The 24,366-nt window shown below is 63.7% G+C and carries 25 protein-coding genes; 9 read left to right on the forward strand and 16 right to left on the reverse strand.

The window, feature by feature from the left end:
- On the reverse strand, positions 1–1,055 hold a 1,055-nt coding region (gene glmM / locus N4G42_RS13775; RefSeq protein WP_260667576.1), incomplete at its 3' end, for a phosphoglucosamine mutase.
- A 309-nt stretch (positions 1,056–1,364) separates the two neighbouring features.
- Between glmM and N4G42_RS13780 the strand changes: the two genes are divergently transcribed.
- Both N4G42_RS13780 and N4G42_RS13785 read left to right on the forward strand, forming a co-directional pair.
- Entirely contained in the window at positions 1,365–2,294 is a 930-nt protein-coding gene (locus N4G42_RS13780; RefSeq protein WP_260667577.1) for a hypothetical protein, read from the forward strand.
- Positions 2,291–3,109 carry a YaiO family outer membrane beta-barrel protein gene (locus tag N4G42_RS13785; protein WP_260667578.1) on the forward strand — a complete coding sequence of 273 codons (819 nt, stop codon included), beginning with the start codon at positions 2,291–2,293 and terminating at the stop codon, positions 3,107–3,109. Before N4G42_RS13780 ends, N4G42_RS13785 begins: the two co-directional genes overlap by 4 nt.
- A gap of 20 nt (positions 3,110–3,129) precedes the next feature.
- On the opposite strand, the gene N4G42_RS13790 is transcribed toward N4G42_RS13785, so the two are convergent.
- The 10 genes from N4G42_RS13790 to N4G42_RS13835 form a co-directional block, all read right to left on the reverse strand.
- The gene (locus N4G42_RS13790) at positions 3,130–3,942 is read right to left on the reverse strand and encodes a Crp/Fnr family transcriptional regulator (RefSeq protein ID WP_260667579.1); all 813 of its coding nucleotides are present in this window, start codon (positions 3,940–3,942) and stop codon (positions 3,130–3,132) included.
- On the reverse strand, positions 3,939–5,012 hold the full coding sequence (locus N4G42_RS13795; protein ID WP_260667580.1) for a hypothetical protein: 1,074 nt from the start codon (positions 5,010–5,012) through the stop codon (positions 3,939–3,941). The genes N4G42_RS13790 and N4G42_RS13795 overlap by 4 nt, the downstream gene beginning before the upstream one ends.
- A 230-nt stretch (positions 5,013–5,242) precedes the next feature.
- Positions 5,243–6,079: a hypothetical protein gene (locus N4G42_RS13800; RefSeq protein ID WP_260667581.1), complete on the reverse strand. Its 837-nt coding sequence runs from the start codon at positions 6,077–6,079 to the stop codon at positions 5,243–5,245.
- 86 nt (positions 6,080–6,165) lie between these two features.
- A complete protein-coding gene (locus N4G42_RS13805; RefSeq protein WP_260667582.1) occupies positions 6,166–7,203 on the reverse strand; it encodes a polymer-forming cytoskeletal protein in 1,038 nt (345 codons plus the stop codon).
- On the reverse strand, positions 7,200–8,450 hold the full coding sequence (locus N4G42_RS13810; protein WP_260667658.1) for a glycosyltransferase: 1,251 nt from the start codon (positions 8,448–8,450) through the stop codon (positions 7,200–7,202). Before N4G42_RS13810 ends, N4G42_RS13805 begins: the two co-directional genes overlap by 4 nt.
- A gap of 445 nt (positions 8,451–8,895) precedes the next feature.
- The gene (locus tag N4G42_RS13815; RefSeq protein ID WP_260667583.1) at positions 8,896–10,632 is read right to left on the reverse strand and encodes a SulP family inorganic anion transporter; all 1,737 of its coding nucleotides are present in this window, start codon (positions 10,630–10,632) and stop codon (positions 8,896–8,898) included.
- 16 nt (positions 10,633–10,648) lie between these two features.
- The gene (locus tag N4G42_RS13820; RefSeq protein WP_260667584.1) at positions 10,649–11,005 is read right to left on the reverse strand and encodes a TIGR01244 family sulfur transferase; all 357 of its coding nucleotides are present in this window, start codon (positions 11,003–11,005) and stop codon (positions 10,649–10,651) included.
- A gap of 1 nt (position 11,006) precedes the next feature.
- Positions 11,007–11,456 (reverse strand): DUF6691 family protein, encoded by a 450-nt coding sequence (locus tag N4G42_RS13825; RefSeq protein WP_260667585.1) that lies wholly within the window; start codon positions 11,454–11,456, stop codon positions 11,007–11,009.
- A gap of 28 nt (positions 11,457–11,484) precedes the next feature.
- Positions 11,485–11,916, reverse strand: a complete 432-nt coding sequence (locus N4G42_RS13830; RefSeq protein WP_260667586.1) for a YeeE/YedE family protein — start codon at positions 11,914–11,916, stop codon at positions 11,485–11,487.
- The gene (locus tag N4G42_RS13835) at positions 11,910–12,245 is read right to left on the reverse strand and encodes an ArsR/SmtB family transcription factor (RefSeq protein ID WP_056644589.1); all 336 of its coding nucleotides are present in this window, start codon (positions 12,243–12,245) and stop codon (positions 11,910–11,912) included. Before N4G42_RS13835 ends, N4G42_RS13830 begins: the two co-directional genes overlap by 7 nt.
- Before the next feature lie 100 nt (positions 12,246–12,345).
- Here N4G42_RS13835 and N4G42_RS13840 point away from each other — a divergent pair, with 100 nt between their 5' ends.
- From N4G42_RS13840 to N4G42_RS13870, 7 genes are all read left to right on the forward strand, one after another.
- Positions 12,346–13,206: an MBL fold metallo-hydrolase gene (locus N4G42_RS13840; RefSeq protein ID WP_056744894.1), complete on the forward strand. Its 861-nt coding sequence runs from the start codon at positions 12,346–12,348 to the stop codon at positions 13,204–13,206.
- Positions 13,207–13,253: 47 nt separating this feature from the next.
- Positions 13,254–13,634 carry a rhodanese-like domain-containing protein gene (locus tag N4G42_RS13845; RefSeq protein ID WP_056744896.1) on the forward strand — a complete coding sequence of 127 codons (381 nt, stop codon included), beginning with the start codon at positions 13,254–13,256 and terminating at the stop codon, positions 13,632–13,634.
- 86 nt (positions 13,635–13,720) lie between these two features.
- Positions 13,721–13,912, forward strand: a complete 192-nt coding sequence (locus tag N4G42_RS13850) for a DUF2892 domain-containing protein (protein WP_056062716.1) — start codon at positions 13,721–13,723, stop codon at positions 13,910–13,912.
- Positions 13,913–13,988: 76 nt separating this feature from the next.
- Positions 13,989–14,366 carry a carboxymuconolactone decarboxylase family protein gene (locus N4G42_RS13855; RefSeq protein ID WP_260667589.1) on the forward strand — a complete coding sequence of 126 codons (378 nt, stop codon included), beginning with the start codon at positions 13,989–13,991 and terminating at the stop codon, positions 14,364–14,366.
- 139 nt (positions 14,367–14,505) lie between these two features.
- Positions 14,506–15,042 carry a molybdopterin-dependent oxidoreductase gene (locus N4G42_RS13860; protein ID WP_260667590.1) on the forward strand — a complete coding sequence of 179 codons (537 nt, stop codon included), beginning with the start codon at positions 14,506–14,508 and terminating at the stop codon, positions 15,040–15,042.
- Between the two features lie 27 nt (positions 15,043–15,069).
- Positions 15,070–18,156: a response regulator gene (locus tag N4G42_RS13865; RefSeq protein WP_260667591.1), complete on the forward strand. Its 3,087-nt coding sequence runs from the start codon at positions 15,070–15,072 to the stop codon at positions 18,154–18,156.
- Positions 18,149–19,339, forward strand: coding sequence for a two-component system response regulator (locus N4G42_RS13870; RefSeq protein ID WP_056062707.1), 1,191 nt, complete (start codon positions 18,149–18,151; stop codon positions 19,337–19,339). Before N4G42_RS13865 ends, N4G42_RS13870 begins: the two co-directional genes overlap by 8 nt.
- A gap of 114 nt (positions 19,340–19,453) precedes the next feature.
- Here the strand turns inward: N4G42_RS13870 and bioB are convergent, their stop codons facing one another.
- The 5 genes from bioB to N4G42_RS13895 all read right to left on the reverse strand — a co-directional run bounded on the left by bioB (position 19,454) and on the right by N4G42_RS13895 (position 24,360).
- Positions 19,454–20,497 (reverse strand): biotin synthase BioB, encoded by a 1,044-nt coding sequence (gene bioB / locus N4G42_RS13875; protein WP_260667592.1) that lies wholly within the window; start codon positions 20,495–20,497, stop codon positions 19,454–19,456.
- Positions 20,498–20,851: 354 nt separating this feature from the next.
- Positions 20,852–21,241 carry a phosphopantetheine adenylyltransferase gene (locus tag N4G42_RS13880; protein ID WP_260667593.1) on the reverse strand — a complete coding sequence of 130 codons (390 nt, stop codon included), beginning with the start codon at positions 21,239–21,241 and terminating at the stop codon, positions 20,852–20,854.
- Between the two features lie 90 nt (positions 21,242–21,331).
- Positions 21,332–21,700 (reverse strand): hypothetical protein, encoded by a 369-nt coding sequence (locus N4G42_RS13885; protein ID WP_260667594.1) that lies wholly within the window; start codon positions 21,698–21,700, stop codon positions 21,332–21,334.
- 30 nt (positions 21,701–21,730) lie between these two features.
- Positions 21,731–22,201: a VOC family protein gene (locus N4G42_RS13890; RefSeq protein ID WP_056744910.1), complete on the reverse strand. Its 471-nt coding sequence runs from the start codon at positions 22,199–22,201 to the stop codon at positions 21,731–21,733.
- 110 nt (positions 22,202–22,311) lie between these two features.
- Positions 22,312–24,360 carry an acetyl/propionyl/methylcrotonyl-CoA carboxylase subunit alpha gene (locus N4G42_RS13895; protein ID WP_260667595.1) on the reverse strand — a complete coding sequence of 683 codons (2,049 nt, stop codon included), beginning with the start codon at positions 24,358–24,360 and terminating at the stop codon, positions 22,312–22,314.
- Between the last annotated feature and the right edge of the window lie 6 nt (positions 24,361–24,366).

Consider the following 24,366-nt stretch of genomic DNA (forward strand, 5'->3'; position numbering starts at 1 on the left):
CGCAAGGCTGACATCACGCCGTCTCCGGTGCTGTGCCAGTCCAGCCCGATCAGGTGGCCCGAGCCCTCGCCGCCCAAGCGCCAACCCCGCTGCTTGAGCAGCTCCAGCACATGCCGGTCACCCACGGCAGACCTTGCAAAGTCCAGCCCACGGCGCAGCAGCGCTTGCTCCAGCCCCTGGTTGCTCATCACCGTGCCCACCACCCCACCCTGCAAGCCATCGTTGGTCTGGGCATCCACGGCCAGCACATACAGCAGCTCGTCACCCGCATAGATGCGGCCCTCGCTGTCCACCATCACCAACCGGTCTCCATCGCCGTCCAGCGCCACGCCGACATCTGCCTGGTGAGCCAGCACGGCCTCGCTCAGGTGCTTGGGCGACGTGGCGCCCACGTTGTCGTTGATGTTCTGCCCATCAGGCGAGGCGCCCACCGCAATCACCTCCGCGCCCAACTGTCGGAACACCTCGGGGGCGATGCGGTGGCAGGCGCCATGGGCGGCGTCGATGACGATCTTCATACCCTGCAGGTGCAAACCTGCCGGCAATGCCTGCCTGCAAAACTGGATGTACAGATCGGAGGCCTCCGGCAGCACGGACACGCGGCCCAACCGAGACGATGGCAAACAGACCATGGGCTGGTCCATGGTGCGTTCGATCTCGGCCTCCATGCCGTCGGGCAGCTTGTCACCTGTGGCCGAAAAGAACTTCACCCCGTTGTCCTCACAAGGGTTGTGCGATGCACTCACCACCACACCCGCCTGGTAGCCGCGCAAGCGCGTCAGGTAGGCCACGCCGGGTGTGGGCAACTCGCCGCACATCACCGTGTCCACACCGGCCGCAGAAAACCCCGCCTGCAAGGCCGCCTCAAACATGGGGGCCGACCCGCGCGTGTCGGTGCCCACTGCCACCACAGGTCGCGGGTTCAGTCCCGTGTGCTGACGGCTGAGCAGCTGGCCGCAGGCGTGCGCCAGCCGCATGATGGTCTGGGGGGTCATGGGCTCCATACCCACTGGGGCGCGCACGCCGTCGGTTCCGAACATCTTTTGCGTTGTCATGGGTAGTCCTGTTGAATGAGATTCGCCAGATAACCCGCACCCCAGGCCAAGGCGAACACCGACGGTGGGGCTTTGGACCGAGACGGTCTGTGCGCTATCGAACGCGCCGCGTTATGTACGGTATCGAACAGACAGCTCTGTGCCTACACGCTGACCATGGCTTTCCATGCCACGGATCACCCATTGACACCAGACTCTCTAGCTCCCAAATGCCTTCATTTGTCACAGGCCCACTCTGGCCTGAAGCGCTGGATAGGCAACGCTCTGGCGTGCGCCGTTCTTGCAGCACCACTTTGTACTTCGGCGGCCGTGCTCGATCTGGAGGGGTATGCCGATACCTCGGGCGCTATCTCGGTGCAGCACCAGGGCGACACGGTAGATCCCTACTTTGCCTTGCAGGCACTGCTGCTGGCTCAAAGCCATGGGCTGGATATTTCCACGCCTGCCAAGGCCTGGGGCGCCTGGCTGGTACAGCGGCAAAAGCCCGACGCGACCTTTGACCGTTTTTGCCGCAACGGCCCTGTGTGGGCCCCATGTAAAACCGCCGATGCCGACGACTCTGTACTCGGCCTGTGGCTGGCGTTCATGGACAGCATGCCTGCCTCACAACGCAGCCAGGCCAGTTGGGTGCGCAGCCGCACGGCTACCAGTGCGGCGCTGGCCAAGTTGGTAGACCCCAACCAGGGCATTTACCTGGTCTCACCGGTGTACCAACATGGGCTGCTCATGGACAACCTGGAGCTGTGGGCCTACCCGCTCACCCACAAGGCGGCACAAAACGCGCGCCACCCCAACTTCACCAAAACTCTGGCGGCCGTGTTCTGGGACGATCAGCGCAAGCGCTACCTGGTTTCCACCCAGCCCGGACAGCGTGAAACCGCACATGCCTTCTACCCCGACGCCGTGGCGCAGATATTTCCGCTGTTGGTGCGTTTTCCGCTGATCCCTGGTGGGGCGCCCGCGCATTACCGCCGCTGGATGGCTGAGCACCGCAACGAATGGCTGGCCCAGGTGAAGGACGACTTTGCCTGGGGTCTGGTGGCTGTGGTAGCACTGCAGCAAGGCGACATCCCCTCTGCCCGCTGTTGGCTTCGTACCGCCCTCCCCCATCGGCACGGCGCCCACTGGACGGTGACGGACGAAGTCGCCGCGCAAATCCTGCAGTCCAAGGCCATCACTGCCGCCGTGGACACAACTAACTGCACCAGTCCTCGTCACACCCCCGCACGGTCACCATGAACACCCACTACATCCACCGCCCTGCCCCGTCCCTTGTTCTGGCACTGGGGTTGCTGGCCAATGCCTTACCCGCAGCCCATGCGCAAGACGTTGCAAACCTGCCGGCCCCGGTCCGGGGCATTGAGGCCTACACCAGCCGCCACACCCTCACCAACGGGTATGGCAACTGGCATGAAGCTGGCGTGCGCGGCCAATGGGGCGTGAACAGCCAGCTGCTTGGCATGGAAATCTCCACCATGCGGCGGTTTGGAGAGTCGGGCCGGTTCATCGGGCTGTCCGACACCATGACCTGGAACGAAGACTGGTTCTCCATGCTGTCGGTGGGCGCAGGCGATGGTGCTGCTTACCTGCCGCGCTACCGTGTGGACGGGTTCATCAACCGCAAGTTGCTGCCCACACGCCAATGGGTGGCCACCCTGGGGGCAGGTTACTACCGAGCGCCAGACGGCCACATCGACCGCAACATCAGCCTCGGGTCTACTTACTATTTCGATCTGCCGTGGGTGGTACAGGCAGAAATACGCTTCAACAACAGCTCCCCCGGTGGCGTGCGTACCCATCAGCAGTTTTTGGCGGCCACCTGGGGGCGCGCGCACCACACGCAGATCATTGTCCGCCACGGCTGGGGGGCCGAGGGCTACCAGGCCATTGGCAATGGGGTATCTCTGGTCAACTTTGACAGTCGCCAGTCACAGCTCACACTGCGGCAGTGGCTGGGCCCACAGTGGGGCATTTCTGCGGGCGTAGAGCGCTACCGCAACCCCTACTATTCCCGCAACGCCGCCAAGCTGTCGCTGTTTTGGGAACTGCCCTAGGTTGTCCGAGCCTGCAGCGTCTAAGCGACAGCGCCTGACATGACCCGTTCATAGGTCTCCAGATCCTGGTCAAAGCACCCACAGCTTTGCGCCAGCAATGCCTCCCGGTCCAGCACAAAGATATGCCCGCGCGTGTACTGGATTACACCGCTCTCTTGCAGCTTGCCGGCCGCCAGCGTCACACCGGCCCGGCGTACCCCCAGCAGGTGCGCCAGCGTCTCGTGCGTCATCTGAATGTCGGGGGTGCGCAGCCGCGTTTCGCTCATCAGCAGAAACCGCGCCAGACGCTGTTCCAGCGAATGAAAGTGCCCGCAGGCCACCATCGTGCCCATTTGCGATAGCTCGACATACAGATAGCGGGTGGTCAGCAGGCTCAGCGTCCGGCTGGCCAAACAATGGCTACGCCAGGCATCCAGCTGGATTCGCCATGCCTGGCCTGCCCCCGAAACCACCGCATCAAAGGCCGAGGCCGTCACCCCCAGCCCTGCGCTGGCACCCAACATGCCCTCAAAGCCGATCTGTCCGGCCTCAAAGTGCCGCGCGCCCTCTAGGTTGGAGAGCAACGAGATCATGCTGTTGGTGGGAAAGTAAACATGGCTGAGTCGTTCACCCGCTCGCCCCAATACTTGCTGGCTTTCCAGTTCGACCCACTCGGCAACGGACAACAGGCGCGACCGCTCTGTAGGCCGCAAAAGGGCCAGCAGTCGGTTCGCGAGGGATTGGTCGATGTGCGGCTTCTTGACAGCAGGACGGGATCGTTTTGAATTCTCGGAGGGCACACCGTCTCTGTCTGTCTGCTGGCGCACATGGAGCTTACGCAGGCCCGCCCTCATGCCGCCGTGCTCCCGCCCAACACGGCTTTGGTGCGCAGATAGAAACCCAATTCGTTGATGGTGACAAGGCTGCGGTTGGCCGCAAAGGTTTTTTCCATGGCCGCCAGTTGAGTACGCGCCTGACAGCCCTGCCCTCGAAGCGCGGCAACGTACCCGAGGATGGCCCACGGGAAAGGGTCATAGCGCCCGGTTTCCCAGCCTGGTGAGCGCGTGTTGAGAAAGTTCCACCCTGCTGCAAACAGCCCGGTCAGCTCGCGCAATCCAAAGGCCTGCGGGTACACCTGACAAGTGGTGCCAGGGTAAAACTCTACGCTGGGTACCAGCGCGGCGTCGCTGGCCAAAAATGACTGCTCTGGGGCCTTGTAGAGCTGGCGCGCAATGCCTTCTGCGGTATTGGTCGCCAGCAGGTCATAGTAGTTGGCTTCAGACAGTTCGCTGCGCGACCGCAGCACCGCCGCAAAGTCGCGCAGACCTCGGTAACCTTCGCAGTTGTCCATGAGGTAGCCGCTGGCGTTGGTCTGGCTGCGCGGCGCCTGAAACACTGCAGTCAGCCCCGAAGGCTTGGCAGTCAATGCCAGGTTGCGGTAAGCGATATTTTTGAGGGCCGCTTTGCGCGCCTCCCACCAGGCCCAATTGCCACTGGCCGCCACATAGCGCGACGCCAGGGACAGAAAGGTGGATGCATAGGCGTCATTCGAGTCAGCCAGCACCTTCTTGACCACCGAGGTATTGGCCCGGCCATAGGGGAACTCAATATCCGAAATGGTGCTGGTGGCAGGATCGGTGCTGACCAGGTACAGATTCAGATACGGGAGGACGTATGTTTCCAGATCCGGCGCACTGAGCATGGGCACCAAGGGCAACAATCCCAGGTTGGCGAAGTACCAGTTCAGGCGTCCATTGGGCGCCAGCTCGTAGCCACCGGCATAGGGACCCGACAGGATGCGCAACGCCTTGATCTCCGCTACAGCATCGATGGGCGCGCGAGCTTCTGACGCCCAGCTGGCCGAACACAAAAGCAACCCAGCCCCCAAGGCTGGCACCTTTTCTAGCAATGAACGACGCCGCATGTGCACGATCTCCGAACGCAAGCCCGGACACCGCTTTCAACATCTGGAGAGCAACAGCGCAAAAAGAAGCGCACTGCCAGGAAGGCCGACACCCCCGGGTAAAGGGTGGCGTACTTATTTTGCAGAAGATGCCTCCGATTTCTTCACTGCGTACGCAGGCGTACAGACAGGTGAACCTGGCAGCGCCGCAGAGGGTACGGCTGAACAGACCCGACAGGGGAATGAGCGCCCTAATGTGTAGCGGACAAGGGGGCCGTGCTGGCCGCCCATGCATACAGAGCCACAAACACCATCATGTCGAAAAGCGCCCCGAAACACAGGTACAGCACGGGCATGAATACCACCGACAAGTGCTGCAGAACCAGCAGGTGCACCATGGCTTGCTGCGGCACCATGACCCCAAAGAACAACAAGATAAGCAAGGTATGCACGACCTTGGCCTGCCAGCTGATTTGCAGCGGGTAGTAGCCGAGCGCCATCAGCACCGGTATGGCCAGAATGAGCAGATAGCCAGCATCCAGTAGGTCCATGACATGGTTCAGCACCAAGTGCGGGAACGGCATCGGCGCAAACCAGAAGTACAGCAGCGCCAGCGCCTGCACCACGCACAGCACCCGCACCAGATACTGCGCGGGAAGCCATCGCCCTCGCAGGCGCAGTGCCAGCCCCCAGGCCACCACAGTCAGCACGGCAGCCAGGGCAGCACCAGTGGTGATGGACAGCCCCAGGTCACCTGCGCCTGGCAACCAGCTCATTCCCAACAGGTCCTGGCGTGATGACACTGCCGCTGGCTGCAGCGGCATATGCAGCCACCGCGCCCAGGTGAGCAGGTAGCTGCGCCAAAAACCGTACAGAGGCTCCCGCAAAGCGTAGATCAGAGACAACCACACCACCGGCAGCCCCACCATTTGCAAAAGCAGCCATGGGTTGAGCCGGATGCGGCTGAGAGCGCGATGGGGCAACTGGTGCTTGTGGGTTTGTTGGGCCTGCGCCAACAGGCCGCGCGCAGCATTGAAAGCCAGCTCGCGGTCTTGGCGGCTGTGGGGAGTAACGGTGGGATGTGGCAAGGGGAAGCCCTCTGTGGCGGTTCAGCGGATGGAACAATGCGAGGGTGCAGGCCACCGACCAGCCATGCAATGCGGGTGCGCCGCGTTCACGCCGACCACACAATGCCCAGTTGGCGGGCCCACACGGTGCCATGCGCCCGGGCGCCCGCCTCCGCCATGATGGTTTCTGCGCTGACGGTGGTGAGGGCCTGCGGCGAGCCCACCTGTACCCCAGCGCCGAGCAGGATGCCCGATTCGGACACCACGGGTCCGGCCACCTGGGCATGGTCCAGGAGCTGGATCTGCTTTTCACTGCATAGCGAGCCCTGCACCCGCGCGTGGTCGCCCATGACGATGCCGCCACGGGCTTTCACGTCGCCTTCAATCACGGTGCCAGCCCCAATGAGCAAACGCCCCGTGACCACCAGCGAGCCGTGATACCGGTGCATGCGTGGCAGCTTACAGTCGCCGCGCACGAGCGTCACATGCTCGCTCTGGCGAAGAGCACCCTCCAACCGATCAAAGCTGGCCTCGATCAAAGGTGCATGCTCGCGTTCAGGTTGCAGGGCCGCATCACCACCAAAGCGGATGTGTGGCGCTTGGATCCGCTCAAAACAGCAGTCGGCCTCCAGCTCCACGGCGGTCGATGAAGACAGGCGCCGCAGCCCCGAACAGCCCCGGGCCAGATGCAGGGACGCGTCGGCATGTGCCCACTGCCCCACATCGCTACCCGCACCCAGCAGGATACGACCCTGCGCCAACAGGCCCACAAAGCGGCTGCGGGCTGGTGCTTCGAAGTCGCCATGCACGAACAGCGGTGCAGCACACTGGATCGCTGTCTGCGGCTTGACCGAGCCGAGGCAAACCAGGGGCCGCAGCATGCCGGCCCAGTTCACGCTCTCCAGTGACACCGGCGCAAAATCAAACTCGTTGGCATAAGGACCTGGCACTTGCGCCTGGTGGGCCTGCACCAGCGCGCGGAACCGGTCAGCGAAATGATCGATGTCGGTGGTGTAGTGCGGCAACACCTGCAATGCCTCGGTATCGGTGGGGTGCCGCCACTCGCGCCAGGTGGGACCAAAGGCAATCACCATCAATCCCGAGCTGATCAATACAAAGGCCAGGTAGAACAAGGCGGTGTTCATTGTTCGACGCTCGGTTGCCGGTAGCGCACGGTCTTGTCCCACACCATGTCGCGGCGCAGCAGCTTGTCCATCAACTGCCCCCACACCGATGAAGATATGGCAAACAGGCTGATCACGAAGCCCAGCAGGCTGAGCGGCAGCAGCCGCAACCGCCTGCGTTTGCCGTCCAGCAGCACCGCTACGGCGATCTCAAAAAACGCGGCGAAGTTACCCAGCGTGCCATAGGCCATGAGCGCAAACAAGGAGATCAGCCCCGTCAGCATGTCCCCGGCATTGAAAAAATACAGGCCCAGCGCCAGCAGCCAACCCACCAGCAGCAACGGCGGCAGCACAAATACACACAAAAGCAGCAGCCCGTCCAGGCGTTCTCGCCAGCTCAGGTAGGGACTGAATGCAAAGCGCAAGCCATAGCGCACCATCACTTGGTTGTGCCCCTTGGCCCAGCGCTTGATCTGCTTGATGCGCACCTGCCAGTCCTGAGGCACCTCTTCATAGCACTCGGACCTATTGGTGTAGACAGTCTTCCAGCCGTTGAGCAACAGCCGATAGGTAATGTCCGTGTCTTCGGCCAGCGTATCGTCGTGCCAGCCGCCCACAGCGGCCACAGCAGAGCAGCGCACGCCCCCCACGGTGCCGCCGTACTGGGGCACCAGACGAAGGTTCATACGAGCCTGCTGGTCTACCTGGTAGCCGCCGCTTCGCTCCAGATCCAGCATGCGTGTGAGCAGGTTCACCCCCGTGTTGACCGGCACCACGCGGCCCATCACTGCCCCCACCTCGGGGTCGAAAAATGGCGCTACCAACTGCTTGAGCAGCCCACGGCCGGGCACATAGTCGGCATCGAAGATGATCACAATGTCGCCCTGCGCGTGCTGCAGGGCATCCTTGAGCGCTGCAGCCTTGCCTGGCTTGCCCTTGGTACGGTGAAACGGCACGATTCGCCCCTGGTAACGGCCTACCCAGTCATCGATGATGGCGCGCGTGCCATCGGTAGACCGGTCGTTGACCGGCACCACCTTCAGCCGGTCGAGCGGGTAATTGGTGTCCAGCAGGGCCTGCAAGCATCCGGCGATCACCTGTTCTTCGTTGTGGGCAGCGATGAACACCGTGATCAGCGGCCAGTCTGCCTGATCGATGTCCAGGTACGGATGGCGCTGGTGCCCTAGCAGCCGGTTCAGTGTGAGCACTCCATGCCGGGTGGCATACACCATCATCACCACGATGATCATGGCCAGCAGCGCCGCCATGGTGGACAGCACCGCATATGCCAGAGGGCCAGGCACCCACCGCTGACTGAGCGCTTCGATGGATTCAAGAGGCTGCGCCATCGGGGCCGCCCACGTACTGGCGCTGCCCAACGTGGTGGCAAATGCCGTCACACACCGCAGCCACCGCGCCGGGTGAATATGGGGTGCAGCGCTGCGCTCGGCATGACCAAGCTGTCGGCTCTCTCGATTCACGTGCATAGAACGCCTTTTGTTCCGACCACTGCTGGACCCTGCGCACAAGACGTGGAGTGGCGGCGTCTTGCGACCCCGTTACGTCACACCCTGCAGGGATGTGAGACGGAATGTAAGCAGCAGGCGGGGCACGGTCTGTTCGATGGCGAACACAGGCAAAGTCCAAACGCAAAAGGGCCGTGGATGGGGCTCAATGCACCCGTGCCGTCAGTCGCCGTCCACCCACTGCACGCTATCGAGCCAGCGATGGCGATGGGTTGGGCGAGACAGTCGCCTCGCGGTTTGCAAATTGGAACGCTGCATGGGTGCTCAGAAACACCCTGCCCTCCAAACGCAGCCCCAGCGGCGTGGTCTGCAGGCGGTCCAGCACAGGCCCTTTGACCTCTGCCAGCAGCAATGCCATGCCGCGCTGGGCCAGGCTGCGCTCTAGGTCGGTGAGCACACCCAAGGCTGTGGTGTCGATCTGGTTGATGGCCGAGCACACCAACAGCACATAGTGCGTGTCAGGCTGTGCCGCCACCAGAGACTCCACCTTATCGAGCAACGCGTCCGAATTGGCGAAATACAGGCTTTCGTCGACCCGCACGGCAATCAGGCCGGGTTCGGTAGTGACTGCATGGCGGGCGACGTTGCGGAAATGCTCCGTGCCTGGCACGCGCCCCACGACCGCAATGTGCGGATGGCTGCTGCGCCACACCAAAGTGCCCAGCGACAACGCCACCCCCATCAGGATGCCAACTTCCACGCCCAAAGCGATCACGCCCCCTGCGGTGGCCAGCAGGGCCATGGCATCCGCCTTGTCGTAATGCCAGGCCTCGCGCAGTGTCTCGACGTCAATCAGGGACACCACCGCCACGATGATGGTGGCCGCCAGCACGGCATGGGGCAGATAGTGAAACAGCCCGGTCAGCGCGGCAATCACCACACCCATCAGCACGGCAGAAATGACACCTGCCAGGGGCGTGTTGGCTCCGGCGGCAAAATTGACGACCGAGCGCGCAAAGCCGCCCGTGACGGGGAAACCGCCCGACAGCGCACTGGCGACATTGGCCGCTCCCAAGCCCAGCAGCTCCCGGTTGGGCTGAATGCGCTGCTGCCGCTTGAGCGCCAGCGATTGCGCTACCGACACACTTTCCACAAAGCCCACCAGCGAGATCAGCAGCGCAGGCAGCCACAGCGAGCCCATAGACGCCATCGAAACCGCCGGCAAACCGAGCTGCGGCAGGCCCTGGGGCACCGTGCCCACAATGCTGACGCCCGCCGTCTGGTCCCAGCGCATGGCGGCCACCAAGGCGGTGGACACCATCACTGCCAGCATCGGCGCCAGCTTGGATGCGATATCCGCCAGGCGCGGACTGGCCCCCAGGCGGACCAGCCATGGAAACAGGGACTTGCGCGCCAGCACCAGAAACAACACGCTGCCCGCACCAATGCCCAGCGTGACCAGGTTGGTTCCGGGCGCCGCGTGCGCGAGCTGCACCAGGGTGTCAAACACGTCGGTACCGCCGGCCCTTACCCCCAGCAGGTGCTTGACCTGCCCCACAGCAATGAGCACTGCCGAGCCGGAGATAAACCCGCTGATGACCGGATGGCTCAGAAAATGGGCCAGAAAGCCCAGCCGCAATGCGCCAAATAGCAGCAACATGCCTCCGGACAGGAGTGACAGCAGCATGGCCAACGCCACGTAGTCGGGCGAGCCAGCCGCCGCTAGCGGCTGCAGGGCGCTCGCCGTCATGAGGGAGGCCACCGCCACGGGCCCCACAGCCAGCGTCATGCTGGAGCCCAGCATGGCGTAGGCAATGATGGGGAGGATGCTGGCGTACAAGCCGACCTCGGGGGGCAAGCCCGCCAGCAGCGCGTAGGCCAGGCTCTGCGGGATCAGCATTACCGTCACGATCACACCGGCAACCATGTCCCCGGAGAGCCAGGACTTCTGGTAGTTGCGGACCCAGCCGGGTATGAAGTTCATGATGGCTCCCGGGTGATCAGGACGCCTCGGCATCCAGGGTCTGCGTCAGTCCAAACAACTGGGCAGACCTGGCACCCGAACGGCAAAACGCCAACGTGGGCTTGGGGGCGGAGATCACGACCTTGTGCATGGCCCTTACCTGTTCCGGCGTGATGGAACCGCTCACAACAGGCAGGTACACGTAATGAAGTCCTGCCACCGTGGCGGCGCGCTCCATTTCAGGGCTGGTGGGTTGTGCGCCACCGCCCTCCCCGTCGGGCCGGTTGTTGATGATGGTCTTGAAGCCCTGCTGGGCCAAAGAGGCAAAGTCCGTGGTGGCCAGCTGGGGCGACACTGCGAAGTCGGGGGTCAGGGCGATGATCTGCAGCGGCATGTCAGCGGGCTCCAGTCTGGGTAGGTGGGGCGCGGTGGGACATGCGTTCGGCCAGCTCAAACAGCCACATGCCCGCCAGCATCGCCATCACAAACACGATGGCTTTGGGCTGGCCCGCGCCCGCCGAAACGATGGCGGGCCCCGGGCAAAAGCCTGCAATGCCCCAGCCCGCACCAAAGATGAGGCTCCCGACCACCAGGCGGCGATCGATGTCGCGCGACGTGGGCAGATGCATCGCGCCTCCCAGGAAACTGGTGGTGCGTTTCTTGGCCGCAGCGAACGCAAAGACGCCCACCGCAATCGCACCGCCCATCACGAATGCCAGCGATGGGTCCCACAAGCCAGCCAAGTCCAGGAAGCCCAGCACTTTGCCGGGATCGGTCATGCCCGAGACGATCAGGCCCAGTCCGAAGATCAGACCCACCAGGAACTCTGTAATGCGATTTTTCATAGCGATCAATGCTCCGATGTAGGCTGGGTCAGCCCAGCGCGTGCCGAATCAGAAAGACGGTGACAAACCCGGCCCCCATGAAGGCCAGGGTGGCCACCAGGGACCGGGGCGACATGCGCGAGAGTCCGCACACACCGTGGCCGCTGGTGCAGCCCGATCCGTAGCGGGTACCGACACCCACCAGCAGGCCGGCGATCACCACCATGCCCCAGCTCGCATCAATGCGCGGCTGCGTAGGGCCGACTACCAGCCAATAGAGACTGGGGGCTACCAGCATGCCCAGCACAAAAGCCAAGCGCCAAGCAATGTCCCCGGCGCGGGGGCGCAACAGCCCGCCCACAATGCCGCTGATGCCCAGAACGCGTCCGTTGAGGAGCACAAAAAACGCCGAGGCCAGGCCCAGCAAAACGCCGCCAGCGAGCGCAGCCCAGGGGGTGAAATGGGTCCAGTCGATCAGCATGGTTTGCTCTCCTGCGCAGGTCCACAAAATTGTTCAAACAGCACGTTCATCACCGCCAGGGCCTGGGGGCTGGCGATCTCGTAATAGATGTTTTTGCCGTCACGGCGCGTGTTGACAAGGCCCTCCTCGCGCAATACGCCCAGCTGCTGCGACAAGGTGGGCTGGGAGATGCCCACCAACTCTTCCAGTTCACCCACACGCTTTTCACCCTGCGTCAGCTGGCATAGCAGCAGCAGGCGGTCGGGGTTGGACAACACCTTCATCAAGCGGCAAGCGCTGTCGGCGGACCTGCGCAAGGCTTCCAGGTCCATTTGTGCTTCTGCGTGCATGGTGGCGCGCTCCTTTTCAAATTCGATGTTGATATTCTATTGACTAACAATCTATACGTCAATAAACTATCAACATCGAAATTAAATACGGAGCCCTTCGATGAAACCCCAGATAGAAGCCTTCTTTGATGACTCCACCTGGACGGTGAGCTATGTGGTGTTCGATCGGTCTGGCGGCCACTGCGCGGTGGTGGATTCGGTGCTGGACTACGACCCGAAGTCGGGCCGCACCCGTACGCGGTCTGCCGACAAGATCGTGGAGTTTGTGCAAAGTCAGGGGCTGACGGTGCAATGGATTCTGGAAACCCATGCCCACGCGGACCACCTGTCGGCCGCGCACTACCTTCGCGACAAGTTGGGCGGAAAGATCGCCATTGGTGCGTCCATCACCCAGGTGCAGGACGTATTCAAGAAAGTGTTTCATCTGGAGCCCGGGTTTCACCCCGATGGCAGCCAGTTCGACCAGCTGCTGCACGACAACGAGGTCTTCCACATCGGCCAGCTGGAGGCCCAGGCGCTGGCAGTGCCCGGTCACACGCCCGCCTGCATGGCCTACCAGGTGGGCGACGCTGTGTTTGTGGGAGACACCCTCTTCATGCCCGACGTGGGCACAGCGCGCTGCGACTTTCCCGGGGGCAATGCCCACACGCTGTACCAGTCGGTGCGCAAACTGCTGAGCCTGCCGGATGAAACCCGCCTGTTCATGTGCCACGACTACCCCCCTGCAGGGCGCGCCGTGGCCTGGCAAACCACCGTCGCCGACCAGCGTGCCAAGAACATCCATGTGCATGACGGGGTGACCGAAGACGCCTTTGTGGCGCTGCGCACCCAGCGCGACGCGACGCTGGAGATGCCCGTGCTCATCCTGCCCTCGGTGCAGGTCAACATCCGCGCAGGGGAAATGCCGCCAGCGGAAGCCAATGGCGTGACCTATCTCAAGATTCCCGTCAACGCGCTGTGACACAACTGCCACATCCGTACCGCCCCACACACCGCAGGAACGCACACATGAAAACAGCCCACGACCTCGTCACCGCTGCCAAGGCCCTGGTGCAAGAGGTACCGCTGAACCAGGCCGACGAAGCCATCCGCACCGCCGACGTGCTGATCGATGTGCGGGAGGCCGACGAGTACCAGGCCGGACATATCCCCGGCGCGATTCACGCCTCTCGCGGAGTGCTGGAGTTCCGGCTCAGCAGCACACCCGAACTCAGCGCACGCGACCTCAAGGTGGTGCTGTACTGCAAGACCAGTGGCCGGGCCGCGCTGGCTGCGCGCGCCATGCAGGACATGGGCTACCTGCAGGTGCAGTCCATCGCCGGTGGCTTTGACGCGTGGGTGGCTGCGGGCAAGCCCGTCGCGGCGCCCGCATCCCCCTCATTCGATTGACCGGGCGGTGAGCGCATTTCGCGTTCACCGCGCTTGTGCAAGCAGGGCCTATTCCCGGGCCGCAACCTCTGAGCAAGGAACTCATCATGAACATCAACGTAGGAACCGCAGACCGTGTACTGCGCGTCTTGGCAGGCCTGGTCCTGATTGCGCTGGCTGCCACTGGCACGGTGGGCTGGTGGGGTTGGCTGGGCGTGGTGCCACTGGCCACCGGACTGTTTCGCTTCTGCCCGGCTTACACGCTGCTCGGAATCAATACCTGCCCCGTGAAGAAATAAACCGGCGACAGGCGGCCACACACAGTGATTCAGAGAGAGCCCGGCACCCTCCCCGGCCCCAGCAAGGAACCATTCAATGAGTACGTTTGACCACATCGGCCTGATTCAGGGCATCAACGAAAACCTGGCCACCTTTCGCAAGGCGCAACCCGACGCCATGCGGGGCTTTGCGCAGCTCGCCCAGGCATCCATGGCGGAAGGGGCGTTGACCAGCAAGCACAAGGAGCTGATTGCCCTGGCCATCGGCATCACGCAGCGCTGCTCCGGGTGCATCGGTTTTCATGTCAAGGCGCTGCAAAAGCTCGGCGCCACCCGCGCAGAACTGGAAGAAATGTTGACCGTGTGCGTTTACATGGGGGGAGGTCCGGCACTCATGTATACAGCCGAGGCCCTCAAGGCCTGGGACACCATGGCCAACGCCAACGCCAACGCCAACGCCCCAGCCGCAGCCTGACGCCGCAGTCCAGCCACCCGTCCGCTGCCCTCGCACGCTCGACACCCCGGCGTGCCCTCCGTCAGACTGGCGGCGATAAATCGGTTTACATTTTGGGCATCTATCCGCGAGACTGTTACCAAAACAGGAGGGGGTGTCCATGCAATCTCATCGTCGTCATGGGTTGAAATTGGCGTTGTCCAAGGCATGGACGGTATGGGTTATCGGTGCGGCGTTACTGGCAACGAGCAATGTGCAGGCGCTGGAGCCACCCACAGGCCCCGTCGTCCTGACCATCGACGGCGCCATCACCCAGACCAACCGGGGTCAGCAGGCGCAGTTCGACATGAAGATGCTGGAGAAGCTGCCGCAGCACAGCTTCTCCACCCAGACACCCTGGTACCCCAGCGCTGTCACGTTCACTGGCCCCCTGCTGCGCGATGTGCTGGCGGCGGTGGGCGCCAAGGGCACCAAGATCACCGCCGTTGCCCTGAATGACTACAAGACCGAGATCCCGGCAGACGACGCCAAGCGGCATGACGTGATCGTGGCGCGCCTGATGAACAACCGGCCCATGCCCATCCGCGAAAAAGGCCCGCTGTTCATCGTGTACCCGTTTGATACCAAGGCCGAGCTGCGCAGCGAGCTGTACTACAACCGGGCGGCCTGGCAGCTCAACGCACTGCACATCCGGTAGCCGCCCTCCCCGCTTCCCGCCCCATCTATGCTGCGCAGCCAACACATCCTGCGGCTCATCATTGCCGGGCTGGTGTTGGCCTATGTCGCTATTGCGGCGGTGCAGTACAGCCAGTACCGCAGTGTGGAGGCCGTCATGCGGCGCGGCGATGTGAATGCGCTGTGGTCGTTCTTGCAGCTCAATGTGGAATATGAAAAGCTGGACCATGCGCTGCACCAGTTCGAGCTGGACCCCACCAGCATCACCATGGACCGGCTGGAGCTGCGGTATGACCTTTTCCTGAGCCGATTCAGCGCCTTGGAAAGCGGCACCTCGCGCACGCTGATGCAGGACGAGCCCATCTACAGCAATGCGCTGGCCGCCCTGCAGCGGTTTGTGGCAGCGGGCGACAGCTACTTTGGCGCCAGTGTGGATGCCCTCTCCAGCCAGACCAACATGCGGCGCCTGCGCACCGAGCTGGACGGCCTGCGTGAGACGGTGCAAGAGCTGTCGCTCAGCGCTTCGCGCGTGTCGGCCCTGCTGGGCGATTCCCGCAACGCCGAGGTCAAACACCAGACTTTGCTGACCACCGGGCTCACTGCATTCCAGGCCCTGCTCACGTTTTTGCTCGCCTTTGCCATGGCGCGGCAGTTCCTTCAGCGCGAAAAGGCCACGGCCCAGGCCATGGCGGCGCAGAACGAGCTGGTCGATGCCCTTAAGCGCAACGAGGAGGTGCTGGAGGCGCGCGTGGCCGAGCGCACGGTGGAACTGCAAAAGGTCAACGCAGCCCTGCGCGAACATGAGGACGAGCTGGAGATTGCCCGCGCCCGTGCGGAGGACGCCTCGCAGATGAAGTCGGACTTCCTGGCCAACATGAGCCACGAGATCCGCACCCCCATGAACGCGGTGATCGGCATGAGCCACCTGGCCCTGGGCACCGACCTCACACCGCGCCAGCGTGACTATGTCGAAAAGATCCAGCGCTCCGGCCAGCATCTGCTCGGCCTGATCAACGACATCCTGGACTTCAGCAAGATCGAGGCGGGCAAGCTCGAAGTGGAGGTGGTGGACTTTGACCTGCGTGGCGTGCTGGACAACGTGGCCAACCTGGTCAGCGACAAATGCGCGCACAAGGGTCTGGAGCTGCTGTTCGATGTGGAGCCGGCCCTGCCCGACGACCTGCGCGGCGACCCGTTGCGCCTGGGACAGATCCTGGTGAACTACGCCAACAACGCCGTCAAGTTCACCGACAAGGGCGAAATCATCGTGCGCGTCACCGAAACGTCGCGCGACGACACCGGAGTCCTGCTGCGCTTTGAGGTGCAAGACACCGGCATCGGCCTGACCTCTGAGCAGCAGTTGCGGCTGTTTCGCTCGTTCGAACAGGCCGACACCTCCACCACGCGCAAATACGGTGGCACTGGGCTGGGGCTGGCCATCTCCAAGAAGCTGGCTGGCTTGATGGGCGGCGAGGTGGGGGTACAAAGCCAGCCTGGGGTGGGCAGCACCTTCTGGTTTACCGCCCGTCTGGGGCTGGGCAACCCCAGCCATGCCCCCCTGCTGCCCACCCCCGACCTGCGTGGGCGGCACGTGCTGGTAGTGGACGACAGCGAGCAGGCCCGGCATATCCTGGGCGAGATGCTGGCCCGCATGAGCTTTGCCGTCACCACGGCCTCTTCCGGCGAGGAGGCGGTGGCCCAGGCCCGCGCCGCCGAACAGGCCGGTCGCCCCTGCGAGATCGCATTCGTGGACTGGAAGATGCCCGGCATGGACGGGTTTGACACCCACCGCGCACTTGCCCGCCTGCAGCACCCGCCACTCACGGTCATCGTGACCGCAGCAGGCCGCGACGATGTGCAAAGCGAACTGGAACGCGCCGGGCTGCAGCTGATGCTGTCCAAACCCGTCAGCCCCTCGCAACTTTTTGATGCCGCCATGCAGGCGCTGGGCGGACAGACCCGGTCGTCCGACGGGCGTGGCACACAAACACCCCGGCGCGCTGCGCACCTTTCCGCCATTGCTGGCGCACGGGTGCTGCTGGTGGATGACAACGACCTGAACCAGCAGGTGGGCGCCGAGCTGCTGAGTGGAGCTGGCCTGGTGGTGGACGTGGCCCAGAACGGGCAGGTGGCGCTGGACATGCTCGCCCAAGCCCCCTACGACCTGGTACTGATGGACATGCAAATGCCCGTGATGGACGGCCTGACCGCCACCCGGCACCTGCGCCAGAACCCGTCCTGGGCCCAGCTGCCCGTGCTGGCCATGACGGCCAACGCCATGAGCCGCGACCGTGACCTGTGCCTGGAAGCGGGCATGAACGGCCACCTGGCCAAACCCATCGACCCGGACGAACTGTTTGCTGCCCTGCTGCAATGGATTGCACCCCGAGCCACCGGTGCGGACGAGGCTGAGCGCGAAGGCGGAGACCCTCAGGGGCAGCCAGCTGGCGCCCCTTCCAACTCCGACACAGCGCCCCACTCCACAGCCGCGCTTCCCGCCGATGACGCCCTGCGCCGCATCCCAGGGCTCGACGCGACCGCCGGCCTGCGGCGTGTGCTGGACAAACGGCCTGCCTACGAAGGCCTGCTGCGCAAGTTTGTGGCGGGGCAAGCGCAGGCGGTCCAGGCCACCCGTACTGCCCTGGCTGCCGGGCTGCACGACGAGGCCCAGCGCGCCATGCACACGCTCAAAGGCACGGCCGGCACCATTGGCGCCACCGCGCTGGCAGCCCTGGCACAGCGTGCGGAAGAAGCCATCGCCCAGAAGGCCTCGCCCGAGCTGGCAGAGCCACTGCTGGAGCCCGTGGAAGCGGCTTGCCAGGCGCTGGTCATGGCGCTGCAGCAGGCCCTGCCCGCAGAGGAGGTTGCGGGCGCGGACGCTGCGCCTGGCCTGCAGATCGACGCCTCCGCTGCGCGTGCGCTGGTGGCGCAGCTCGACGCACTGCTGTCCGACGACGATTCCGACGCCATCGAAATCTTCAGGCAATCCACGCCCACTCTGCAGGCCCTGCTGGGGCCGGCGTATGGCCAGATGAAGCGGTCGCTGGACAGCTACGACTTTGTGGAGGCACTGGCCATACTGCGCCAGGCCCCCGAGGCGCACAATGACAACAAGGAGGACCCGGTCCATGAATAGCCCATTCGCACCCAGCGGCAAATGCACGGTGCTGGTCGTAGACGACACGCCCGACAACCTCTCGCTGATGAGCGACCTCCTGCGCACCGACTACAAGGTCAAGCTTGCGCCCAGTGGCGAGCGCGCCCTGCAGATCGTGGCGGGCGACAGCAAGCCCGACCTGATCCTGCTGGACATCATGATGCCGGACATGGACGGCTACGAGGTGCTGCGCCGCCTGCAGTTCAACCCCGACACCGAAGACATCCCTGTCATCTTCCTCACCGCCATGAGCGCGGCCGATGACGAAAGCATTGGCCTGGAGCTGGGCGCTGTGGACTACATCACCAAACCCATCAACCCGGCCATCGTGATGGCCCGGGTGCGCAACCACCTGCAGCTCAAGCGCGCGCGCGACTTCCTGGCGCAGCACAACCACTTTCTGGAACAGGAGGTCGCCAACCGCACCCGGGCGATGGCCGAGCTGCAGGACGCCACGATCCGCGCCATGGCCTCGCTGGCCGAAACGCGCGACAACGAAACGGGCAACCACATCCGGCGCACGCAGCACTACATGGAAGCGCTGGCCCGCCACCTGCAAAACCACCCGCGCTTCAAGGACGAGCTGACCGACGCCGCCATCGAGACCATCTTCAAGTCCGCCCCGCTGCACGACATCGGCAAGGTGGGCATCCCCGACCGCATCCTGCTCAAGCCCGGCAAGCTCACGCCGGAAGAGTTCGAGATCATGAAGACGCATACCACGCTGGGGCGCGACGCCATCATCGCGGCCGAGACGGGGACCACACAGGACAACCCGTTTTTCCGGTATGCCAAGGAGATCGCCTACAGCCACCAGGAGAAATGGGACGGCTCGGGCTACCCCGAAGGCCTGGTGGGCAACACCATTCCACTGTCAGCGCGGCTGATGGCCGTGGCCGACGTGTACGACGCACTGATTTCCGAACGCGTCTACAAGCCCGCGTACTCCCACGAGCAGGCGGTAGAGATCATTCGCGACGGCCGGGGCAGCCACTTCGACCCCGACATGGTCGATGCCTTCCTGACCCTGTCCGAGGAGTTCCGGCGAATTGCCCAGCAGTTTGCCGATGCCGAGCCAGCACGGCTGGCCCAGGTAGACCGCCTGGCCGCCGATCTGCCCATGGAGCGCATCGAACTGACCTCGCGCGAAGAGCCGCTCTGAATGGCAGTGTCCCGCGCATTACCGTACCGCCTTACCGTAGCGCAGCACTGGGGCACGGCGTTCGGTGGCGCCGCAGCGGGCTCCTGCAGAAGCACGCCGCCGCGCCAGGGGGCATCAAGCGCTGTGGCTGTGCCCGTCCAGGGTGGTGGTCGTTGTGCGGTGGCCGTTCAGCCCCAGCTTGGCGAGCAGTTGCACGTCGGCATCCACATCGGGGTTGCCAGTCACCAGCAGCTTGTCACCATAAAAGATCGAATTGGCCCCGGCCATGAAGCACAGCGCCTGCACCGCTTCACCCATTTGCTGGCGCCCGGCAGAGAGGCGTACCCGGGCCTTGGGCATGGTGATGCGGGCCACGGCAATCATGCGCACAAAGTCCAGCGGGTCGATGGGTTTGCTGTCAGCCAGCGGCGTACCGGGCACCCGCACCAGGCTGTTGATGGGCACCGACTCGGGGTACGGCTGCAGGTTGGCCAGCTGCGCAATCAGGCCCGCACGGTGCACGGGCGCTTCGCCCATGCCCACGATGCCGCCGCAGCACACGCTGATGCCTGCGCTGCGCACATGCTGCAGCGTGTCCAGCCGGTCCTGGTAGGCGCGGGTGCTGACCACATCGGTGTAGTACTCGGGGGCCGTGTCCAGGTTGTGGTTGTAGTAGTCCAGCCCGGCGTCTTTCAATGCTTTTGCCTGGTGCGATTCGAGCATGCCCAGAGTGGCGCAGGTCTGCAGGCCCAGGCCCTTCACCGCGCCAATCAGGGCGCTGACTTTTTCAATGTCGCGGTCTTTGGGCGCACGCCAGGCGGCACCCATGCAAAAGCGCGTGGCGCCCGCGTCCTTGGCGGCCTGGGCGGCGCGCACCACCTCATCCACCTCCATGAGCTTGTCGGCCTTTACCCCGGTGTCGAACTCGGCCGCCTGCGGGCAATAGCCGCAGTTTTCTGGGCAGCCGCCGGTCTTGACCGACAGCAGCGTGGCCAGCTCGATGTCGCCCGCAGGCCAATGCTGGCGGTGCACGGTTTGTGCCTCAAACAGCAAGTCCATCAGGGGCTTGTCGAGCAGCGCCTGGATGGCCTCCACCGACCATTCTCCCTGCACGACCGGCGCAGGGACGGGGCGATGGACCTGGATGGGCTGCGGGGCGGAGAGGGTTGCGTTGGCCATGGGTGGGGTCCTTTCAAGAGCCTGCTGCTGCAAGCACCAGGCATTGCGTCAGTGATCACACAAGGCGCCACTCCAGAGTCTTCCGGAGCACCGCCCTGCATCGCTATCACCATGATTTTGAAGGAGATTTCGGCACAACTGCTCTCAACATGGTCACAAAAGGTGCCACTATTTTCCGGTGCTCAACGGCCGGCATCTCGCTGTGCGAAAACGGCAAAAAAGCCGACTGTTGACCACTTTAGAGAGCATGTTGCAACCACGACCAAAACCGCCAAAGTAACGCGCTGACAACCGGCGGCTTTGGCTTCTATCTTGCAGCCCTTGCCACCTCGCAGGCTCCGACGTTCATGAAAGTTAGCCGCTCGCTGCACCCCGGCCAGACCAGGTCAAGGCCCCAGCGCCCGCCACCAGGCACACCAGGGCCAGGCCATCCGCCACCACCACGCGCTGCAAATACTCATTGAAGCCGCCGGTGAGCCATGCAAGCAGCAAGAAAGAAAGGGTGCTGGCCGCGCCAACGAACAGGCCCAACCACTGGTAGCCGGGCTTGAACGCCGACATCAGGCAGAGCCCACCCACGATGCCGAACAGCACAGCGCGGTGCCGCAGCAGGATGAGCGTGTCCGGATCGGAAGGGACCACGCCGTAGAGTCTGGCCAAGTGCTCTGCGCCGAGCACGCCGATCAAGGGAATCAGGTGAACGGCACCCGCGAGCAGCAAGGCCAGAGAAGCAATTTTTTGCATGGGCAGGCGACACCAAAGACAAGGTGCCGCCGTTGTAGCCCCCGCCGGGCCCGGTGACCATGACGCCCCAGGTCATGGACGCCGCGCTGTTCAGCGCCCCAGCATCTGCTCCAGTGCCTCGCGGATGGCGCGGGGCTTGTTGTCTGCGTCGTCGATGGCAGAACAGCTCGAACTGTGCTCCAGCTCAGCGCCGCTACTGCCGACGCGACCGAACAGGCGCTCGCAGTCACATCGCAGGGAGGCCAGGGTCTTGCGGGACCGCAGGTGTTTCACTTCCGCCACCCAGCAGCGGTCCGCGCAGCCGCAGGCCTGGTACTGCAGGGTTTCTCCCGGCCGGCCCCAGTCAAGCGGATAGGCACCCGTACCACCTGCAGCCCCACCGCCCTGCCCTGCCAGTGCGAGGACCAGCAGGGCGCTCACCTTGGCGCCAGCCAGCAACGTACGCGGGAGCGAAACCATGGGGACAACAGCGGGCTGTGGTGGTGGGGTTCAGCCCAGCGCGGCGATCACGTCCGCCGGCGCCTGCACCAGTTCGATCAACACGCCTTCGCCCGCAATGGGAAACTCGTCATTGCTCTTGGGGTGCAAAAACGTGATGTCGTAGCCCGCCGCCCCCTTGCGGATGCCGCCGGGCGCAAAGCGCACGCCTTTGGCCGTGAGCCATTCCACCGCCTTGGGCAAGTCATCGATCCACAGGCCGATGTGGTTGAGCGGCGTGGTGTGCACGGCGGGCTTCTTGTCGATGTCCAGCGGCTGCATGATGTCCACCTCCACCTTGAAGGCGCCTTTGCCCATGGCCAAGATGTCTTCATCGACGTTCTCGCGCTCGCTCTGGAAAGTGCCGGTCTGTTCGAGGCCCAGCATGTCCACCCACAGCGTCTTCATCCGCTGCTTGTCGGTGCCGCCAATGGCCACCTGCTGGATACCCAGGACCTTGAAGGGGCGTGGGGTTGTGCTCATGATTACTCCTGATTTGATAGCTGCCAGCGCATATTCTTCTAGCGCTAGCGGCCAAAAAGACTAAAAAAGGGGCGCAAGGCCCCTCTGGATGGGTTGTGGGACCCTTGGGATCACTGGAATTCCAGGATCACCTGGTCCACCGCCAGCGACTCACCCTTGCCCGCCGTGATCTTGCCCACCACGCCATCTTGCGCGGCAAAGAGGATGTTCTCCATCTTCATGGCCTCGATCACCGCCAGCTTCTCGCCGGCCTGCACCTTCTGGCCGGGCTGCACCGCCACATCGACCAGCAGGCCGGGCATGGGCGAGAGCAGGAACTTGGACAGATCTGGCGGCGCCTTGAAGGGCATCAGCTTGTGCAGCCGCGCGCCCAGCGGCGACAGCACCAGCGCATCGATCTGCGTACCGTTGTGCGCAATGCGCAGCGCCAGCGGGTTCTTGCCCACGCCGCGTTCCACCTGGGCCGTGAAGCCCTGGCCGTTGCATGCGCCTTGCACGCGGATCTGCCCCAGCGTGGCGGTGCTACTGATCTGATAGCTATTACCGCCCACACTGATTGCGCTGGAGCCCGATTTGTCTTCAAAGTCGGACACCGTCACCTCGTGGTGCTGGTTCTGCCCTTCGGCGCCCAGCGTCACCACCACAAACTGCTCGCCAACCTTCACCTCGTGGCCGGCCAGTTGGCCGCTGATGCCCGAGGCGCGCGCGCGGTAACGGCGGTTCATGAACGCGGCCAGCGCCACCAGGAACAGCGGGTCGCTGTGCGGCACATCTTCGGCGTGGAAGCCCTTGCCGTAGTTCTCGGCGATGAAGCCGGTGTTGAAGTCGCCCGTCACGAACTTGGGGTGCGCTAGCAACGCCGCCTGGAACGGGATGTTGCTGCTGATACCGCGAATCACAAAGCCGTTCAGCGCCGCGCGCATCTTGGCAATCGCATCGTTGCGGTCCGTGCCGTGCACGATGAGCTTGGCAATCATCGAGTCGTAGTACATGGGGATCTCGCCACCCTCGTACACGCCCGTGTCCACCCGCACGCCCCATTTTTTGGTCGTATCGGACTGGAACATCGACTCCTCCGGCGGCTGGAAGCGCACCAGCCGGCCGGTGGACGGCAGGAAATTGCGGAACGGGTCTTCGGCGTTGATGCGGCACTCAATGGCCCAGCCGTCGCGCTTCACATCGGCTTGCGTGAGGGGCAGCTTCTCGCCCGCCGCCACGCGGATCATCAGCTCCACCAGGTCCAGGCCGGTGATGCATTCCGTCACCGGGTGCTCCACCTGCAGGCGGGTGTTCATCTCCAGGAAGTAGAAGTCCTGGTCCTTGCCGACCACGAACTCCACCGTGCCCGCGCTCTGGTACTTCACGGCCTTGGCCAGTTGCACCGCCTGCTCGCCCATGGCCTTGCGGGTGGCGTCGGAGATGAAAGGCGACGGCGCTTCTTCGATCACCTTCTGATGGCGGCGCTGGATGGAGCACTCGCGTTCGTTCAGGTAGATCACGTTGCCGTGGCTGTCGCCCAGCACCTGGATCTCGATGTGGCGCGGCTCCTGCACAAACTTCTCGATGAAGATGCGGTCATCGCCAAAGCTGTTGCGGGCTTCGTTCTGGCAGCTGGCAAAGCCCTCAAACGCTTCCTTGTCGTTGAACGCCACGCGCAAGCCCTTGCCGCCGCCGCCAGCCGAGGCCTTGATCATCACAGGGTAGCCAATGCCCTTGGCAATCTCCACCGCCTGCTCTGGTCCTGCAATTGCGTCGTTGTAGCCAGGGATGGTGTTGACCTTGGCCTCGTTGGCCAGCTTCTTGGACGCGATCTTGTCGCCCATGGCCGCAATCGAATGCGCCTTGGGGCCGATGAAGGCAATGCCCTCGTCCTCGCAGCGTTTGGCAAAAGCTTCGTTTTCAGAGAGGAAACCGTAGCCGGGGTGCACGGCTTGTGCGCCGGTTTGCTTGCAGGCGGCAATGATCTTGTCGGCCAGCAGGTAGGACTCGCGCGAGGGCGCCGCGCCAATGTGCACGGCCTCATCGGCCAGTTTCACGTGGCGAGCTTCCTTGTCAGCGTCGGAGTAGACGGCGACGGTGGCGATGCCCATTTTCTTGGCTGTTGCAATCACTCGGCAGGCGATTTCGCCACGGTTGGCGATGAGAATTTTTGTAAACATTGCTTT

Origin of the sequence: Acidovorax sp. K2F (assembly GCF_025246485.1) — a bacterium.
Classification (GTDB): domain Bacteria; phylum Pseudomonadota; class Gammaproteobacteria; order Burkholderiales; family Burkholderiaceae_C; genus Acidovorax; species Acidovorax delafieldii.

Coding starts and splice junctions, on each gene's coding strand:
- N4G42_RS13785 (WP_260667578.1), top strand. CDS start 2,291: ATGAACACCCACTACATCCACCGCCCTGCCCCGTCCCTTGTTCTGGCA.
- N4G42_RS13790 (WP_260667579.1), bottom strand. CDS start 3,942: ATGAGGGCGGGCCTGCGTAAGCTCCATGTGCGCCAGCAGACAGACAGA.
- N4G42_RS13795 (WP_260667580.1), bottom strand. CDS start 5,012: ATGCGGCGTCGTTCATTGCTAGAAAAGGTGCCAGCCTTGGGGGCTGGG.
- N4G42_RS13805 (WP_260667582.1), bottom strand. CDS start 7,203: ATGAACACCGCCTTGTTCTACCTGGCCTTTGTATTGATCAGCTCGGGA.
- N4G42_RS13810 (WP_260667658.1), bottom strand. CDS start 8,450: ATGGCGGCGCTGCTGGCCATGATCATCGTGGTGATGATGGTGTATGCC.
- N4G42_RS13815 (WP_260667583.1), bottom strand. CDS start 10,632: ATGAACTTCATACCCGGCTGGGTCCGCAACTACCAGAAGTCCTGGCTC.
- N4G42_RS13820 (WP_260667584.1), bottom strand. CDS start 11,005: ATGCCGCTGCAGATCATCGCCCTGACCCCCGACTTCGCAGTGTCGCCC.
- N4G42_RS13825 (WP_260667585.1), bottom strand. CDS start 11,456: ATGAAAAATCGCATTACAGAGTTCCTGGTGGGTCTGATCTTCGGACTG.
- N4G42_RS13830 (WP_260667586.1), bottom strand. CDS start 11,916: ATGCTGATCGACTGGACCCATTTCACCCCCTGGGCTGCGCTCGCTGGC.
- N4G42_RS13835 (WP_056644589.1), bottom strand. CDS start 12,245: ATGCACGCAGAAGCACAAATGGACCTGGAAGCCTTGCGCAGGTCCGCC.
- N4G42_RS13840 (WP_056744894.1), top strand. CDS start 12,346: ATGAAACCCCAGATAGAAGCCTTCTTTGATGACTCCACCTGGACGGTG.
- N4G42_RS13845 (WP_056744896.1), top strand. CDS start 13,254: ATGAAAACAGCCCACGACCTCGTCACCGCTGCCAAGGCCCTGGTGCAA.
- N4G42_RS13850 (WP_056062716.1), top strand. CDS start 13,721: ATGAACATCAACGTAGGAACCGCAGACCGTGTACTGCGCGTCTTGGCA.
- N4G42_RS13855 (WP_260667589.1), top strand. CDS start 13,989: ATGAGTACGTTTGACCACATCGGCCTGATTCAGGGCATCAACGAAAAC.
- N4G42_RS13860 (WP_260667590.1), top strand. CDS start 14,506: ATGCAATCTCATCGTCGTCATGGGTTGAAATTGGCGTTGTCCAAGGCA.
- N4G42_RS13865 (WP_260667591.1), top strand. CDS start 15,070: ATGCTGCGCAGCCAACACATCCTGCGGCTCATCATTGCCGGGCTGGTG.
- N4G42_RS13870 (WP_056062707.1), top strand. CDS start 18,149: ATGAATAGCCCATTCGCACCCAGCGGCAAATGCACGGTGCTGGTCGTA.
- bioB (WP_260667592.1), bottom strand. CDS start 20,497: ATGGCCAACGCAACCCTCTCCGCCCCGCAGCCCATCCAGGTCCATCGC.
- N4G42_RS13880 (WP_260667593.1), bottom strand. CDS start 21,241: ATGCAAAAAATTGCTTCTCTGGCCTTGCTGCTCGCGGGTGCCGTTCAC.
- N4G42_RS13885 (WP_260667594.1), bottom strand. CDS start 21,700: ATGGTTTCGCTCCCGCGTACGTTGCTGGCTGGCGCCAAGGTGAGCGCC.
- N4G42_RS13890 (WP_056744910.1), bottom strand. CDS start 22,201: ATGAGCACAACCCCACGCCCCTTCAAGGTCCTGGGTATCCAGCAGGTG.
- N4G42_RS13895 (WP_260667595.1), bottom strand. CDS start 24,360: ATGTTTACAAAAATTCTCATCGCCAACCGTGGCGAAATCGCCTGCCGA.